General features: G+C 50.9%; 14 protein-coding genes. 4 read left to right on the top strand and 10 right to left on the bottom strand.

All coding sequences use genetic code 11. The annotated features are described in order from the left end of the window. Positions 1 to 25 precede the first annotated feature (25 nt). On the bottom strand, positions 26 to 1,276 hold the full coding sequence (amiC, locus tag DXU84_RS20780; RefSeq protein ID WP_119261288.1) for an N-acetylmuramoyl-L-alanine amidase AmiC: 1,251 nt from the start codon (positions 1,274 to 1,276) through the stop codon (positions 26 to 28). Between the two features lie 228 nt (positions 1,277 to 1,504). On the opposite strand from amiC, the gene argA reads away from it, so the two are divergent. After that, positions 1,505 to 2,830: an amino-acid N-acetyltransferase gene (gene argA / locus DXU84_RS20775; RefSeq protein ID WP_013574171.1), complete on the top strand. Its 1,326-nt coding sequence runs from the start codon at positions 1,505 to 1,507 to the stop codon at positions 2,828 to 2,830. Between the two features lie 76 nt (positions 2,831 to 2,906). Here argA and ptrA read toward each other — a convergent pair whose 3' ends face one another. From ptrA to rppH, 9 genes are all read right to left on the bottom strand, one after another. Further along, the gene (gene ptrA / locus DXU84_RS20770) at positions 2,907 to 5,792 is read right to left on the bottom strand and encodes a pitrilysin (RefSeq protein ID WP_013574170.1); all 2,886 of its coding nucleotides are present in this window, start codon (positions 5,790 to 5,792) and stop codon (positions 2,907 to 2,909) included. A 302-nt stretch (positions 5,793 to 6,094) separates the two neighbouring features. Next, the gene (locus tag DXU84_RS20765; protein WP_153376604.1) at positions 6,095 to 6,439 is read right to left on the bottom strand and encodes a prepilin-type N-terminal cleavage/methylation domain-containing protein; all 345 of its coding nucleotides are present in this window, start codon (positions 6,437 to 6,439) and stop codon (positions 6,095 to 6,097) included. Then, entirely contained in the window at positions 6,432 to 6,917 is a 486-nt protein-coding gene (locus DXU84_RS20760) for a YgdB family protein (protein WP_228389040.1), read from the bottom strand. The genes DXU84_RS20765 and DXU84_RS20760 overlap by 8 nt, the downstream gene beginning before the upstream one ends. Then, complete coding sequence (locus DXU84_RS20755) at positions 6,914 to 7,501, bottom strand: prepilin peptidase-dependent protein (RefSeq protein WP_013574167.1); 588 nt, start codon at positions 7,499 to 7,501, stop codon at positions 6,914 to 6,916. The genes DXU84_RS20760 and DXU84_RS20755 overlap by 4 nt, the downstream gene beginning before the upstream one ends. After that, the gene (locus DXU84_RS20750; RefSeq protein ID WP_013574166.1) at positions 7,492 to 7,953 is read right to left on the bottom strand and encodes a prepilin peptidase-dependent protein; all 462 of its coding nucleotides are present in this window, start codon (positions 7,951 to 7,953) and stop codon (positions 7,492 to 7,494) included. The genes DXU84_RS20755 and DXU84_RS20750 overlap by 10 nt, the downstream gene beginning before the upstream one ends. Positions 7,954 to 8,234: 281 nt before the next feature. Further along, complete coding sequence (gene thyA / locus DXU84_RS20745; RefSeq protein WP_013574165.1) at positions 8,235 to 9,029, bottom strand: thymidylate synthase; 795 nt, start codon at positions 9,027 to 9,029, stop codon at positions 8,235 to 8,237. A gap of 6 nt (positions 9,030 to 9,035) precedes the next feature. Further along, positions 9,036 to 9,905, bottom strand: a complete 870-nt coding sequence (gene lgt, locus DXU84_RS20740) for a prolipoprotein diacylglyceryl transferase (RefSeq protein WP_013574164.1) — start codon at positions 9,903 to 9,905, stop codon at positions 9,036 to 9,038. 182 nt (positions 9,906 to 10,087) lie between these two features. Further along, a complete protein-coding gene (ptsP, locus tag DXU84_RS20735) occupies positions 10,088 to 12,334 on the bottom strand; it encodes a phosphoenolpyruvate--protein phosphotransferase (protein WP_013574163.1) in 2,247 nt (748 codons plus the stop codon). 11 nt (positions 12,335 to 12,345) lie between these two features. Then, positions 12,346 to 12,873 (bottom strand): RNA pyrophosphohydrolase, encoded by a 528-nt coding sequence (gene rppH, locus DXU84_RS20730; protein ID WP_013574162.1) that lies wholly within the window; start codon positions 12,871 to 12,873, stop codon positions 12,346 to 12,348. A gap of 695 nt (positions 12,874 to 13,568) precedes the next feature. Between rppH and mutH the strand changes: the two genes are divergently transcribed. The 3 genes from mutH to DXU84_RS20715 all read left to right on the top strand — a co-directional run bounded on the left by mutH (position 13,569) and on the right by DXU84_RS20715 (position 15,785). Next, a complete protein-coding gene (gene mutH, locus DXU84_RS20725; protein WP_013574161.1) occupies positions 13,569 to 14,255 on the top strand; it encodes a DNA mismatch repair endonuclease MutH in 687 nt (228 codons plus the stop codon). 86 nt (positions 14,256 to 14,341) lie between these two features. Beyond that, positions 14,342 to 14,560: a YgdI/YgdR family lipoprotein gene (locus DXU84_RS20720; protein WP_015689428.1), complete on the top strand. Its 219-nt coding sequence runs from the start codon at positions 14,342 to 14,344 to the stop codon at positions 14,558 to 14,560. 184 nt (positions 14,561 to 14,744) lie between these two features. Continuing rightward, positions 14,745 to 15,785 (top strand): NADP(H)-dependent aldo-keto reductase, encoded by a 1,041-nt coding sequence (locus DXU84_RS20715; RefSeq protein ID WP_013574159.1) that lies wholly within the window; start codon positions 14,745 to 14,747, stop codon positions 15,783 to 15,785. Positions 15,786 to 15,894 lie beyond the last annotated feature (109 nt).

Below are 15,894 nucleotides of genomic sequence, written 5' to 3'. Positions count from 1 at the left end.
AATAATCACCCCGCCCCCGCGCGACTCATCCCATCGTCGACATCCCGCCTTGTGCGAAATACGCTTTGATCCCGGCCAGAATTGACTCCGCCACCTGCTGCTGAAAATGCGCAGTCCGCAATTTTTTCTCTTCATTAATGTTACTGATAAACGCCGTTTCGACCAGAATCGACGGAATATCCGGCGCTTTCAATACCGCGAATCCGGCCTGATCCACTTTATTTTTGTGCAGATGATTAATCTTTCCCATGCGCGTCAGCACTTCTTTGCCAAATTTCAGGCTATCGCTGATGGTTGCCGTCTGAACCAGATCAAACATCGTGTGATCCAGATACCGGTCGCCACTTTTACTGACGCCGCCTATCAGGTCAGATTCATTCTGCGTTTGTGCGAGAAAACGTGCTGCGGAACTGGTGGCGCCTTTGGTCGACAACGCAAAAACCGATGAGCCTCTTGCTGCCCGACTGGTAAAGGCATCTGCGTGGATAGAGATAAAAAGGTCTGCCCGCAGTTTTCGTGCCTTTGCCACGCGGACTTTGAGCGGAATAAACACGTCTTCATTGCGGGTCATATGCGCTTTCATATTGGGTTCACGCGCAATCAGCTTCTGTAATCTGCGGCCAATCTGCAACACGACATCTTTTTCACGGGTCTTGTATTTGCCAATAGCTCCCGGATCTTCACCGCCATGGCCGGGATCAAGCATAATCACCAGTGGCCGGCTTCGCCCCGCCTGGCCGTCTTTCTTCGTTTCCGGCGGTAATGTTCTCGCGACATCTCCGCGGTTGTAATCTTCCAGTAACGCCAGCAGCGGATCATCCTGAGCACTGATCTCACCTTCTTGCGGATACAAATCGATCACCAGCCGGTTATGGAATTCAGCGACCGGTTTCAGCGTGAAGACATGCGGATTGATTGTACGCTTTAGCTCAAACACCAGACGCACCGTTTTGGTATCAAACTGCCCCACCCGCGCCTGCCGGATGTAAGGATCACTTTGCTGGATTTTTTCACCCAGTCCCTTGAGCACACTGTTGAGATGCACGCCTTCGATATCCACCACAACGCGTGGCGGATCACTGAGCAGAAACTGCTTATATTTTAAGGGCGTGCTGGATTCGAGGGTGATTCGGGTATAAGTAGACGAGGGCCAGATGCGTACGGCAATAACCTGTGAGCTGGCCGCAAAACCTACTTTACTCACGCTGAGCATCCAGGAAGCAGCTACGGTTTGCAGGAGGCGTCGTCTTCCGGGATTGTGAGTATCGTCAGTCATGCAGTCTCAAAAAGGTCCAAAAGTTAAAAAAAGATGATAAAAAACTCAATTTACGAATTCTAACGAATCATATCCTGCATGTCATTCCTAAACATTTAGTCTATTTATCAATTTGTTGTATGTTTGTGATAAGGGTTAAAACAAAAACAGAGATTTCTTACTTGCCACAGGGCCATAAAAGAATAAAAATACAAAAATTACGAATAAAAATTCATACGAGGTTTTGCCGTGAAGGAACGTAGTACTGAACTGGTCCAGGGATTTCGCCACTCAGTTCCCTATATAAATGCTCACCGTGGCAAAACATTCGTTGTCATGCTCGGTGGAGAAGCCATTGAACATGAGAATTTCAGCAATATTGTCAATGATATCGGCCTGTTACACAGCTTAGGCATCCGTCTGGTGGTTGTTTATGGCGCCCGACCGCAGATTGATGAGAACCTTTCTGAGCATAATTACGAACCGATTTATCATAAAAACATCCGCGTCACCGATGCCCGCGCGCTCGAGCTGGTTAAGCAAGCCGCAGGTCTGCTGCAGCTCGATATCACAGCGCGACTTTCGATGAGTCTGAATAATACGCCACTCCAAGGTGCGCACATCAACGTCGTCAGCGGCAATTTTATCATTGCTCAACCGCTGGGCGTCGATGACGGTATTGATTACTGTCACAGCGGCCGTATCCGCCGTATTGATGAAGAAGCGATTCACCGTCAGCTCGACAGCAATGCCATTGTCTTGCTTGGCCCGGTGGCAGTTTCGGTTACCGGTGAAAGCTTTAACCTGACTTCTGAGGAAGTAGCGACACAACTAGCAATCAAACTGAAAGCGGAAAAAATGATCGGCTTCTGCTCTTCTCAGGGGGTAATCAACGAGGAAGGTAATATTATTTCCGAACTGTTCCCTAATGATGCACAGCAAAGAATTGATCAGATGGAATCCAGCGGTGACTATCTTTCCGGCACCGTTCGCTTCCTGCGCGGCGCGGTGAAAGCCTGCCGCAGTGGTGTACGTCGCAGTCACCTGATCAGTTATCAGGAAGACGGTGCGCTGGTTCAGGAACTGTTCTCGCGAGACGGTATTGGTACGCAAATCGTGATGGAAAGTGCCGAGCAAGTGCGCCGTGCAACCATCAACGACATCGGCGGCATTCTGGAACTTATCCGGCCGCTGGAGCAACAGGGTATTCTGGTGCGTCGTTCCCGCGAACAGCTGGAAATGGAAATCGATAAATTTACCATTATCGAGCGGGATAACCTGACCATTGCCTGCGCAGCGCTTTACCCCTTCCATGATGAAGGGATTGGCGAAATGGCCTGCGTGGCGGTTCACCCGGACTACCGCAGCTCTTCACGCGGTGAAATGTTACTGCAACGCGTTGCCAGCCAGGCGAAACTTATGGGGCTGAACAGGCTGTTCGTACTGACGACCCGCAGTATTCACTGGTTCCAGGAACGTGGCTTCAAGCCAGCAGAAGTGGATGTGTTGCCGATTCAGAAACAAGAAATGTACAACTACCAGCGTCGCTCCAAAATACTGATCGCCGAACTGTAAAAATCTCACCACCTTTCCTCCGTGGTAAAAAAGGACGCTCTCGCGTCCTTTTTATTTTGCTTTGTACATCAGCACGTTATTTATCCGCGTGCGGTTCCAGCACCTGCTGCAACGTGGAGGTGTCAGGCCAGGTTTTAAAGCCCTCAGGCACCGCATATTGTGGGATCTTGCTATCGTTGCCTGAGACCTGCGAAAGCATCGCCAGACCATCCTGCTTCATTACAGCCTGATCGAAATAATCCGCCAGTTGAGTTTGAGTCAGCCCGGCAATAACCCGGATCACATTCGTGCGGGTATCAAATTGCGGATTTCCGCGACTGAAATCATTCCCCAGACGGTCGGCTTCCTCATCTAGCGTCTGCGGATTTTGCTGCATTTCATGCACCAGTCCCTGTTTATATTGCAGAAACTCATCATCCTTCATTTCACGCAGACGTTTTTCGGCCTGCTGATAAAATGCCAGATAGCGCTGATACAGATAGTCAGGTTGCTTGCTGTTACTTTGCAGCAGGAAACCAATCCCCCACTGTTTTCCTACCGGAATAGGGAAAGCAAACACGGCATAACCCAGCTGTTCCTGTGTCCGAAGCTGGCTGTAGAACCATGGCTGAATAATCTGTCCCAGCAATGCACTGTACGCCATGCTCTGAACTTCATCATAACCGGTGGGAACATATACCGCTGCCAGTGCTGAGTCCGAACTTGTCCCGATACGCTGGATATTTGCTTTCAGCGGCTGAGTCACTACAGCCTGCTTTCCGCGCCACCACCGTGTCCCATGCGCGCCCAGCTTTTGCATAATTTGCTGAGACATCGCTTTAACCTGATCAGCCGTCATGTTCCCCACAACCATCATTTCCACGGCAGCATGGTGAACCAGTTGTTCACGGTAAGCGTTAACATCATCCAGTGTGATGGCAGAAACCAGCTTTTCACGCTCGCTGCGCTCGGTGTAAGGCACCCGCGAAAGTAACTGAACCGGTTGCAGCGCCAGCTCAAACGCTTTTCCTTTATCTGCTGAAGCTAAGCGTTCGAGATACCATGATTTCGCCTGATCAAGCTGTTCCTGAGTCGGTTTGAAATCGGGGTAGTTATCAACCAGTGCGGCCAGTAAATCAGGCAGACACTCGGTAAAACCTGTGGCAGTAAACTGCAAACCGTTATCCGGAGATGTCCCGAACGTGATCCCGCCAATGGATGCCTGATAACTCAGCTGATCAAAAGCCACGCCGGTGAGGTAATCCGTCAGGCCATAGAGCACCTGATTTTTAGCCGTGCTGAGCGACTGCTCATTGCGGAAAGAAACAGTCACATTGGCTTTAGGCTCATCAGCAAAATAACGACTCGGCATGTAGAACACACGCAAACCTTTATCTTCAACCAGCAGCTCAGGTTTCGTCGCCGTCGAATCTTTAGTGACCAGCGCAAGTGAATCAGGAATGTACGGATTCAGCGCTGGCAGGGACAGCGAAATCCCCTTCCCCAACGTCTGCCACTGCGAGTAGGTTTGCGCGGAAACTTTATCAATTTCATATGGCGCATTAACGAAGTAGGCCACTTTATTGTGCGGCTCGTTCGGACTGATGATCCAGTAACGCGCATTTTGCGGCGTCATTTCTGTTAGACGTGCCTCAATCGCTTTGGGGTCATACTGGTCAGTCAGATAAGGTGAGTCGAGAACGTGTTCGACAGGAACCCGCAACATGGTGTCCACCAGCCATTCGACATAATCCATATCACGCGTCAGCGCCGGATAGCGGAAGTCGAGCGCCATAACGTGGGCAATTTCATCAAAATAGGTTTTTTTGATGCCCTGAGCGCGTATTTCGTTGAGATAGTTGAAAATGGCTGCAATAACCGTATCGCGCTGCGCCAGTCCCTTATCAGTCAGGGAAACAGAGATATTGAATACGCCCATATTACGGTTAACCATCGGGTCCGCACCTGCGCTGATCCCATCGGCATAGCCTTGCTTCTGTAACCAGTCTGATAAGGTATTCGGGCTGCGGTTACCCATCAGATAGCTGATATAGGTGTCGGTTTTACTGCGAAAATGGGCACTATTATTATCAATTGCAAATTCAACCCGTAATTCTTTGCGCGGCTGTGCAGGAACGAAATGGATAAACTCACCCTTTTGGTCTGCTGTTAATGTCGGGACCGTAATCGGCGGCACAGCTGCGTGGTGATTGGCAATCTGACCAAAGGTTGTAGCGGCCAGCTCAGCAAGTTCAGGCAACGGTTTATTACTGTAAATCACACCAACCATCAGGTTGGCAGAATAGTAGCGCTGATAAAAAGCCGTCAGCTGATCATGAAGCTTACTGCCCGGTTTATCTTTCAACGTATCCAGGTTTCCGCCTGAAAAACGGGACGCCGGATGCCTGGGATTTAATGTCTCTGCGCGAACTTGCGCCATCCGCATGCCGTCACGTGATCGGGCCATGGTCAGTTCAGCGTTCACCGCATTACGCTCACGGTCCCCGTTGGCGGGGTCTAACAACGGTTCACCGATAGCATCTGCAAGGCGATCTACCGCTTCTGGCAAGGCATCGTTTTCTACTTCAAGATAAAACGCGGTACGGTAAGAAGCAGTGCTGCCATTGTGGCTGCCACCGTGTTTCTTAAGGAATTCAGACAGACTTTCCGGCTGAGGATATTTCTTCGAGCCCATCAGTAACATGTGCTCAGTATAGTGGGCAAGACCCAGCTGAGAATCAGGATCCTCCAGCGAACCGACAGGAATGGCGAGCGCGGCGAGTGATTTGGGGGCTTGAGAGTCAGAAACCAGCAAGACGGTCATATCATTAGCCAGTTTAATTGCCTGATACTGGCGAGGGTCGTTCTGACTTTTATTGATAGCTTGTGCAAAAGGCTGCCAGTCGGCTGCACTTGAAACAACAGGGGCCCAAAAGGTCAATAACAACAGTACCCCGGAAATGCGGGTAACGTGTTTTAACATTGCCACTCTCCCTCAATCGAATAAACGTGCCACACGGGCAATAAATATACAGCTCACCGGTAGATGAACCTCAACAAGCTGTTTTGAGCGGTTAAGCCTGCTAAGCCCCCGCAGAAACAGGATAGTTGTGAAAAAAATCGAATCGGGATTTTCTTCCTATGTTCCGTCACGTTTTAACCATAAAGCCAATTACTCCCTATAGGGAAAAATAACCCTGTTAAACCACTCTAAGCTGTTAGCCCGCCATTGCAAGTGGCTTAACAGTATTTTTGTCCGGTAATATGCGGCTTACAGGCACAACTTCAGGGGCCAAAATTGCATATTAAGCGCTGCAATATTGCCTGATATTTTGCCGGCGTTTGAATTGTCGCAGTGACCAGCTTGCAGGATTGTGCATCTGAAATGCCTGTAAACCGATATTCCCAATCTTTCGCTAAAGGCTCAGTCCCCTTTCCTGCCACTGAATATGCTTCAAGCTGGGAATGTGCTTCTGACCACGCCTGCTGAACCTGCCACTGACGCATAAACCCATTGCTCAGTGATTGGTAATAATTCAGGAGCCCCAGAATGGAAACTGACAAGAACAACATGGCGATGAGCGCTTCCGTGAGGCTGAAACCTTGCTGTGCTGAGTGGTTTTCATTCATTGCAGATCTGCTCATCAGCCTCAGGACAAAAATCCAGCCATCCCTGTGTCAGCGGTGAAAAAATCAGATTTCCACCAGTCTGTTTTTTAATACTGACTTGCTGATACTGCATAACCGGCTCATTGCCTTCAGCTATGCGTCCCTCACCACGAACCAGAAAGATATCCTGACGCAATGAAGGCCGGGTACACGTCCTGCCACTTCCTGAAACAATGAGGCCTGCGGGCACATCCCGGCACTGCCAGAGAGGTTCGCGGCTGTCTTTCCATGACTGGCGGATACCCCATGCTAATGCTGAGGCTGCATTTTCCCGGGCAATGACATAGCGATGCTGATTTGACGTCAGCGCAAGCCCGGCGGAAAGTTGCTGTTGCAGCGAGTTAAGGGCAATCAGCCCTAATCCCATCATCACCAAAATACTCAGGATCATGGCGCTCCCCCGCTGTCTGGACGAATCGCGCATTTTTGCTGCTGTCATAAGACGTGGCCTGCAATCATCTCGGTCACCTGCCGGTGGATGAAAGGATTTTTGCTCCAGCTGGCTTCAAGTTGCAGAGAATACAGGCGGCCGGAGCCACTTGCTGCGACCTCGGTTACCACGAACCGGGTCACGCTGACTTCAGCAGGGTCGAGGAGTTTTTCCCAACCTCCACTGCTGCAATCACCCGCCCCGCGCTGGATCTCAATACCGCCCTGACGCAAACGGTAACCAAAGTATTCAGAGTCCGCCGTCCCGGGCTTATCCCATGTTCCGTTGCGGTTCAGGTCATAGATAACAAGGATGCAGGAGCTGGTTGCTTCACCCGCAGCGTTGCCGATGATGACAGATTTACCCTCGCAGGTTCCGTTACAGAAACCGGCCCGACGAATATCTTTGCCAATGGCAAAAGTAGTCTGGCGCAACAATTGCTCGAGCTGATAATGTCGGCCCAGACTCTGGCTTCTCTGGCGCATCAGCGGATAGATTTGCGCGGCACTGAGCATCAGCATGCTGCCAATCCCCATCGCAATCATGACTTCAGGCAGCGTGAATCCCTGACAACGGGCTAAATTCACTGGCATAAGCCGATACTCAGTAAAGGCTGATTTTCACTACACGTACGTAACCGTCCTCTGACAGAAAGTACGATTCGCAAACTACCCGCTGAATTTTTTAGTGTGATATGTCCGGCAAGTGCGGCATTACGCAGGCCGTAAAAACCCATGGTTTTTTCACTGACAGCGAGTAACTCCACACCGGGTTCATTGATGGCGAATATTTTACCCACGGCATTATGACAACCTGAAGGGCGGGTTCCGCTACCCACACATCCATTAGCACCGGCAATGCCCCATAAGACAGCAGAACGATTGTAATTATTGGCTTCGGCCTGCACCCCGTACAAATACAAACGCAGTTGCTGCGCAGATTGCTCAAGCTTTAATGCCTGCTGATAATCGCGCCAGGTGTGGATTCCCCACAATGTGCACATGGCGACCAAAGTCACAACAACCATCATTTCTATCAGCGACATTCCCTCTTCCCCTGCCCGCTCAAATGTTTTCATGCGGCCAAAATAGGCATTTAGATTTTTTCCGCCACTGGGAGAGTCATTTTTTCCAGGATGTCGTGAGAACTATCGGTGCAACGAAATCCACGCGACAAATAAGTTGCGTGATGTCTCGCAGGGATAGCATCGGGATGTAAATCGGGATTGGAATCGTCAGTAAAAGGCGTAAAAAGTGGAGCAGAGGGAAAGCCGGATAAAAGGGAAATGGCCGCCTGACAGTGCTGTCAGGCGGTAAAAACAAGGAATCAGATCGCGACCGGCGCTTTGATTGCGGGATGCGGATCGTACCCTTCAATCTCGAAATCTTCGAAGTTGTAATCAAACAGGGAGGCAGGTTTGCGTTTAATGACAAGTTTTGGCAATGCACGAGGCTCACGCGTCAGTTGCAGATGTGTCTGTTCCATATGGTTGCTGTACAGATGTGTATCACCACCGGTCCAGACAAAATCACCGACTTCCAGATCACATTGCTGCGCCATCATATGCACCAGCAGCGCGTAGCTGGCGATGTTAAACGGCAGTCCGAGGAAAACGTCGCATGAACGCTGATACAACTGACAAGACAGTTTCCCGTCGGCCACATAGAACTGGAAGAAAGCGTGGCAAGGTGCCAGCGCCATCTGATCCAGTTCACCCACATTCCACGCCGACACGATAATGCGGCGTGAATCCGGGTCTTTTTTCAGCTGTTCAACAACGCTCGCCAGTTGGTCGATTTGCCTGCCGTCAGCCGCGCCCCAGGCACGCCATTGCTTGCCGTAAACCGGGCCGAGGTCGCCATTCTCATCTGCCCACTCATCCCAGATGCTGACATTATTTTCACGCAGATAGGCGATGTTAGTTTCACCTTTCAGGAACCACAGGAGTTCATGAATGATTGAGCGCAAGTGACAGCGTTTGGTGGTGACCAGCGGGAAACCTTCCTGCAAGTTGAAACGCATCTGATGACCAAAAATCGACAGCGTGCCTGTACCGGTACGGTCGGCTTTAGGGGTGCCCTCATCGAGCACTTTCTGCATTAAATCCAGATACTGTTTCATGTTACCTCACGACAATTGTTTCTGCGGACGGCGATATGCCCAGACCATCACAATCAGGCCAATGACAACCATTGGAATGGACAGAACCTGCCCCATGCTGATGATCCCGTCGAACAGACCGAGCTGTGCATCCGGCTGACGGTAGTGTTCAACGATAATACGGAATAAGCCATATCCGATCAGGAACAAGCCTGATACCGCGCCCATCGGGCGTGATTTACGGATGAATATGTTCAGAATGATGAATAGCACGATGCCTTCAAGCAGCAGTTCATACAGCTGGGAAGGATGGCGCGGTAATACGCCGTACTGGTTCAACAAAGGCTGCCATTTAGGGTCAGCGGCAGCAATGGCGATATCTTCCTGACGGGATCCCGGGAACAGCATTGCCCATGGCACATCTGTGGTCACACGGCCCCAGAGTTCACCATTAATGAAGTTACCCAAACGACCTGCGCCAAGTCCAAACGGGATCAGTGGAGCGATAAAGTCGGAAACCTGGAAGAAGTTGCGTTTGGTTCGATGGGCGAAAATCAGCATGACCACGATTACGCCAATCAGGCCGCCGTGGAAAGACATGCCGCCATCCCAGACCTTGAAAAGATAAAGCGGATTATCGAGGAATAAAGGCAGGTTGTAGAAGAAAACGTAACCGATACGACCACCGAGGAATACCCCCAGGAAACCAGCATACAGCAAGTTTTCAACTTCATCTTTTGTCCAGCCGCTGCCTGGCTTATTGGCACGGCGTACTGCCAGCCACATCGCGAAGACAAAACCAACTAAGTACATCAGTCCGTACCAGTGGAGAGATACCGGTCCGATTGAGAAAATCACCGGATCAAACTGGGGAAACGCCAGATAGCTGTTGCTCATCTATCACCACAAATTGTTTATGATTATTGCCCGTTCAGGGGCCAGCAGGGAGCGAATAGTAGCATAGCCGGAAGGTTTTCCGGGGCTAAGCCGCTGGAAAAGTTCTGTAAAAAATCATCTCATCCTGTGCCGGAAAGCGAGCAGGATGGGAGTAATACGGTACAAAGCATCAACTCTGGTGCTTATTTACCACCACGGATCAGGCCGCCCAACCCGCGTCTTTCCATAAAAGCAGCGGTCATATGACGAACGTCCGTCGTAAAATGCGCCTGCAGCACCCGACCGGCAAGCTCTTCGGCATCATGAAGTTCGATACGGCGAAGCAGGTATTTTACACGGGCAACACTGCGCCCGTTCATACTGAGATTACGAAAGCCCATGCCGGTAAGCAGTAACGCGCCCATCGGGTCACCCGCCATCTCGCCGCATAAGCTGACATCCAGCCCGGCAACCTCAGCGGTGGTGACAATTTGTTTGAGCACCCGCAGCATCGCCGGATGCAGGCTGTCATACAGCCCGGCAACGCGGGTATTGTTGCGATCAACAGCGAGCAGATATTGCGTCAGATCGTTGGTACCGACGGAAATAAATTCCACTCTTCCGGCCAATGCAGGCAACATAAAGACCATTGATGGGACTTCGATCATTACGCCAAGACGCGTGTGTGGCAGCTCGTAACCCAACTGTTCTTCCACTTCACGTCCCGCACGATCGATTAAACGACGTGCCTCATCAATCTCTTCAAGGCTGGTAACCATCGGCAGCAGAATACCGAGATTTCCGGTCGCAGCATTGGCACGCAGCATCGCGCGAACCTGAATCAGGAAAATTTCAGGCTGATCGAGAGTAATACGAATACCGCGCCAGCCCAGACAAGGGTTTTCCTCGCTGATCGGCATATAAGGCAGCTGTTTATCAGAGCCGATATCCAGCGTTCGCAATGTCACCGGCTTTTGCGGAAACAACTGCAACATGCCCTGATATTGCGCGACCTGCTCTTCTTCAGAAGGGAAGCCGCTTTGCAACATGAAAGGAATTTCGGTGCGATACAGCCCGACGCCGTCAACGCGGCTGCCGAACAATTTTTCATGGTCAGCACTCAGACCGGCGTTGAGCATCACTTTCACCCGCTCACCGCTTTTCAGCGCTGCAGGTTGCTCAACATCATCTTCAGCCTTCTGACTCAGCTCCATTTCTTCGCTGATCAGCCGCGTGTATTCCGTGACCAGTACGGCTTCCGGATCAATCAGCAGTTCACCGCGATAACCATCGACAATCAGCTGTCGCTGGCTGAGCAGTGCAGGCTGAATATCGGCGCCCATCACGGTCGGCACGCCCATCGCACGGACCAAAATCGCCGCATGCGAGTTGGCTGCACCATCACGAACTACCACACCTGCCAGCCGGTCCTGCGGCATTTCGGCCAGCAAAGTAGCGGTCAGTTCGTCGGCAACCAGAATAAAACGTTCCGGCCACTGTGTGTTGCCCTGAATCGTATCATCAAGATGGAAAACCAGCCGCTGGCCCAGCGCACGTAAATCGCTGCCACGCTCACGCAGATAGGTATCCTGCAAGCTGGCAAACTGCGCCGCAAACTCTTCCACGACCTTTTTAACTGCCCATTCCGCGACGGCGCCCTGATCTATTTGAGCGAACAGTTCACGCTTGAGGCGTGCATCATTAAGAAGGTGAGAGTAGAGGTCAAAAATCGCCGCGCTTTCTTTCTGCGCACTCGCCGCGAAACGTTTACTGAAACGGCGGAACTCAGCACCGGCGTCTTCCAGGGCCCGGGTCAGACGTTCGCGTTCACGGACGGTATCCAGCGTAGACGCCATATAAACGTGATCGAGCGAAGGTTGCGAGCTGTCCTGCCAGCCGATACCGATGGCCACACCCGGCGATGCGGCAAGTGCACGAACGCGCGTCTGGCGAAAGCGCCCGTAAAGCACATTAAGCTGTGCCTGAGAAAGGATCGCCGCCAGCTGAGTGGCGAGCGTGACCATAAACGACTCTTCACTTTCGTCGAACTGCCGGTGTTCGCGTTGCTGAATAACCAGCACACCCAGCAACTGACGGCGGTGAATGATCGGCACACCCAGGAAGGATCGGAAAAGATCTTCTTTTACGGCGGGGATATATTTAAAACTGGGATGGCTCTGCGCATCGGCAAGGTTAATGGGCTCAGCCAGACGCCCTACCAGACCCACAATCCCCTGATCAAACGCCAGCGTAATAGTCCGCCCGCGAGGTTTTTTCAAACCTCGCGTCGCCATCAGGTAATAACAACGGCGGTCATTGTCAGCGAGATAGACGGAACAGACTTCCGTGTCCATCGCCAGGCAGGTTTCGTTGACCAGTACGTCCAGCGCATCATTGAGGCTGGACGCCATTGCTACCTTTTCAACAATTTCTCGCAAACGCGTGAGCATCTCTTCGTGACTTAGCCTCTTTTACGACGATAGGCGGGCGATGTCCTGGGAAGGGAGACTTCCTGCATCGGCATAATCGTGGTGGAAAACTCTTTCATTACACGCCGGTAAACATCGCGCTTAAATGACACCACCTGACGAACCGGATACCAGAAACTCACCCAACGCCAGCCATCAAATTCAGGCGTACTGCTGCGCTGCATATTGATATCAGCATCGTTACACATCAGTTGCAGCAAGAACCATTTTTGCTTTTGGCCGATACAAACCGGCTTTGTGTCCCAACGCACCAAACGTTTTGGCAATTTATAACGTAACCAGTTACGGGTTGAAGCCAGAATACGGACATCTTTACGGCCAAGCCCCACTTCCTCAAACAGCTCGCGGTACATGGCCTGCTCAGCGGTTTCACCAGGGTTTATGCCCCCTTGTGGAAACTGCCAGGAGTGCTGGCCGTATCGTCTGGCCCACAACACCTGACCCTGCTTGTCACAGATTACAATACCAACATTCGGGCGGTAGCCATCATCATCGATCACCGGACTACCCCAATAGCTAAACTCATAGATGTACTGATTGTTTCATACTACCAACAGGCGGTAAACCACTGGTTAATACCGATCAGCATGAATAAAAATGGGATAACTCACAGTTATACGCCAAGTTATAAACAGATTTTAGAAATCACCTGCGATTTTATTCACTTTTTCTGTGGATAGGTATGTGAAGAACTTCAGAGTAAGCAGGGTAAAACTCTTCTTAACTTATTTTTACCGGGAAAACATGCTCCGATAAAAATTTTTAAAAACAAATACTTATTCACATTAAACAGAGTTATCCCACGGTTAAAAATGAGAGTTATCTCACACCTTCAAGTGATCTGGCGAAAGATCCACCAATGTTGTTTTTATCCACAGCGATCGTCTAAAAGTTGACGTCATTGCCCCAAAAATTGGATAAAACCCCTCCCGTCAAGCCTGTAAATCGAACCAGTGATCGGATTCAGGCAGGGTTATCCAAGAAATCTGTGGATAAGTAGGTGGAAGATCCTGTTCATTGTCGCCTTCAACAGGTGATCAACCTAATCGTTAAGGCGCAAAAGAAGTCAGAAACCTGAAAAAAAACTAAGACAAATCATGCTATTATTTCATTGCTCCACAGGAATAAGTTTTTATTCACTGTGCATGACAAAAGCAGTACGAAATTTAATCTATTGAGTGAGCATTGTTTTTTTATGTCTATTCCTTTACCTGCCACCCAGCCTCCGCACAACGAACAGCAACTGTTGCACCGCGCACAATCGCTGGCGGGTCATACGCTGGGTGAACTGGCCGCTCACGCTGGCCTGCCCATTCCTGAGAACCTTAAACGGGAGAAAGGCTGGGTCGGTATGTTGCTTGAGGTGTATCTCGGCGCCATTGCAGGAAGTAAACCGGAGCAGGATTTCGCTGATATTGGCATTGAGCTGAAAACGATCCCAATTGATTCCCGTGGCAGGCCGCTGGAAACCACATTTGTCTGCGTTGCCCCGTTAACCGGTAACAGCGGTGTGACGTGGGAAAACAGCCATGTGCGCCATAAACTGGCGCGAGTTTTGTGGATACCGGTCGAAGGTGAGCGCCAGATCCCCCTGGCTGAGCGCCACATCGGGGCGCCTTTATTATGGCAACCCTCTGAGGAAGAAGATGAGCAACTGCGTCAGGACTGGGAAGAACTGATGGATTTGATTGTTCTGGGTAAAGTCGAAAGCATCACAGCCCGACATGGGGAATACCTGCAAATTCGCCCCAAAGCTGCCAACAGCAAAGCGCTGACGGAAGCGATCGGAGAGTCAGGGCAACCCATTTTGACGCTGCCGCGCGGCTTCTATTTGAAAAAGCGTTTTACGGCGGCGCTTCTGGCCCGCCATTTTCAGCTTTAACCGATATCATTTCCCGCTGCCTGCGGGATAGTTTGCTACGCTAAATGTGAATATCTTCGGTACAACAAAAAGGAACGTTAACGATGATGAAGAAAACTTTAATGGCGGCCGGTGCTGCGCTTGTGGTGTTGAGCCTCGCGGGCTGTGCCAGCGATTATGTGATCTCAACCAAAGACGGCAATATGATCCTGACTGATGGTAAACCTAAGCTGGATAAATCTACCGGACTGCTGAGTTACACAGACGAACAAGGCAACGACCGCCAGATCAATAATGACAACGTCAGCCAGGTGATGAAGCGTTAAGCATTACGCTTCTTAACCCGTCGCAGAGCCAGTTATCAGGACTGGCTCTTTGTTATTTTATCCACCGACCGCGTCGTTCCTCCCGCACACACTGCCACTTCCCCCATCTGCCAGCCTTGTATATAGTCAGTTAAGGCGCTTTTTCTAACAGGCTGACATTCTCAGATATAAAGGAAGACCGGCAATGCAATATCACCGTATACCCCACAGTTCTTTAGAAGTGAGCTTACTGGGACTTGGCACCATGACTTTTGGTGAACAAAACAGCGAAGCCGACGCCCACCAGCAACTCGATTACGCCGTTGCGGCAGGCATCAACCTGATTGATACCGCAGAGATGTATCCCGTTCCGCCGCGTCCTGAAACCCAGGGGCTGACGGAAAGCTATATCGGCAGCTGGCTGAAAGCCCGTGGCAACCGTGAGAAAATTGTTCTGGCGAGCAAAGTCTCCGGGCCTTCCCGCGGTAATGACAACGCTATTCGTCCGGCTCAGATGCTGGATCGCAAAAATATCCGCGCGGCGCTGGATGCCAGTTTGCAACGTCTGAATACGGATTATCTGGATCTTTATCAGTTGCACTGGCCACAGCGTCAGACCAACTTCTTTGGCAAACTGAGTTATCAGTACACCGAAGAGCAGTCTCCGGTTACCTTGCTGGAAACGCTGGAAGCGCTGAATGAACAGGTTCGTGCCGGTAAAATCCGCTATATCGGCGTTTCTAACGAAACCCCGTGGGGCGTGATGCGTTACCTGCAACTGGCGGAGAAACATGATTTGCCGCGTATCGTTTCGATTCAAAACCCCTACAGCCTGCTGAACCGCAGCTTTGAAATCGGTTTGTCGGAGATCAGTCAGCACGAAGGGGTTGAACTGCTGGCCTATTCCAGCCTGGCATTCGGCACGCTGAGCGGTAAATACCTTAACGGTGCGAAACCGGCCGGGGCGCGTAATACGTTGTTCAGTCGTTTCACCCGTTACTCATCACCGCAGGCTGAAGCGGCGATTGCTGAATATGTCGCGCTGGCGAAGAAACGTAATCTGGATCCTTCTCAGATGGCGCTGGCCTTTGTGCGTCAGCAACCGTTCGTGGCCAGCACGCTGCTGGGCGCAACCACAATGGAACAACTGAAGATCAACATCGACAGTCAGGATCTGACACTCGATGAGGAAATCCTCGCTGATCTGGAAAACATCCACAAACGCTTCACCATTCCTGCGCCGTAAATCCTGATTGCAGGCAACAAAAAAGGGCGCTGAGCGTAATGCCGATCGTTTAAGGATCAGTTGACCGATCCGGTGGCTCGTGTAAAAAGGGTTCATGCTCATCATGGAC

It is taken from the genome of Rahnella sp. RcJ3 (assembly GCF_009498575.1).
Classification (GTDB): Bacteria; Pseudomonadota; Gammaproteobacteria; order Enterobacterales; family Enterobacteriaceae; genus Rahnella; species Rahnella aceris.
This window is presented reverse-complemented; position numbering and strand designations above follow the sequence as displayed.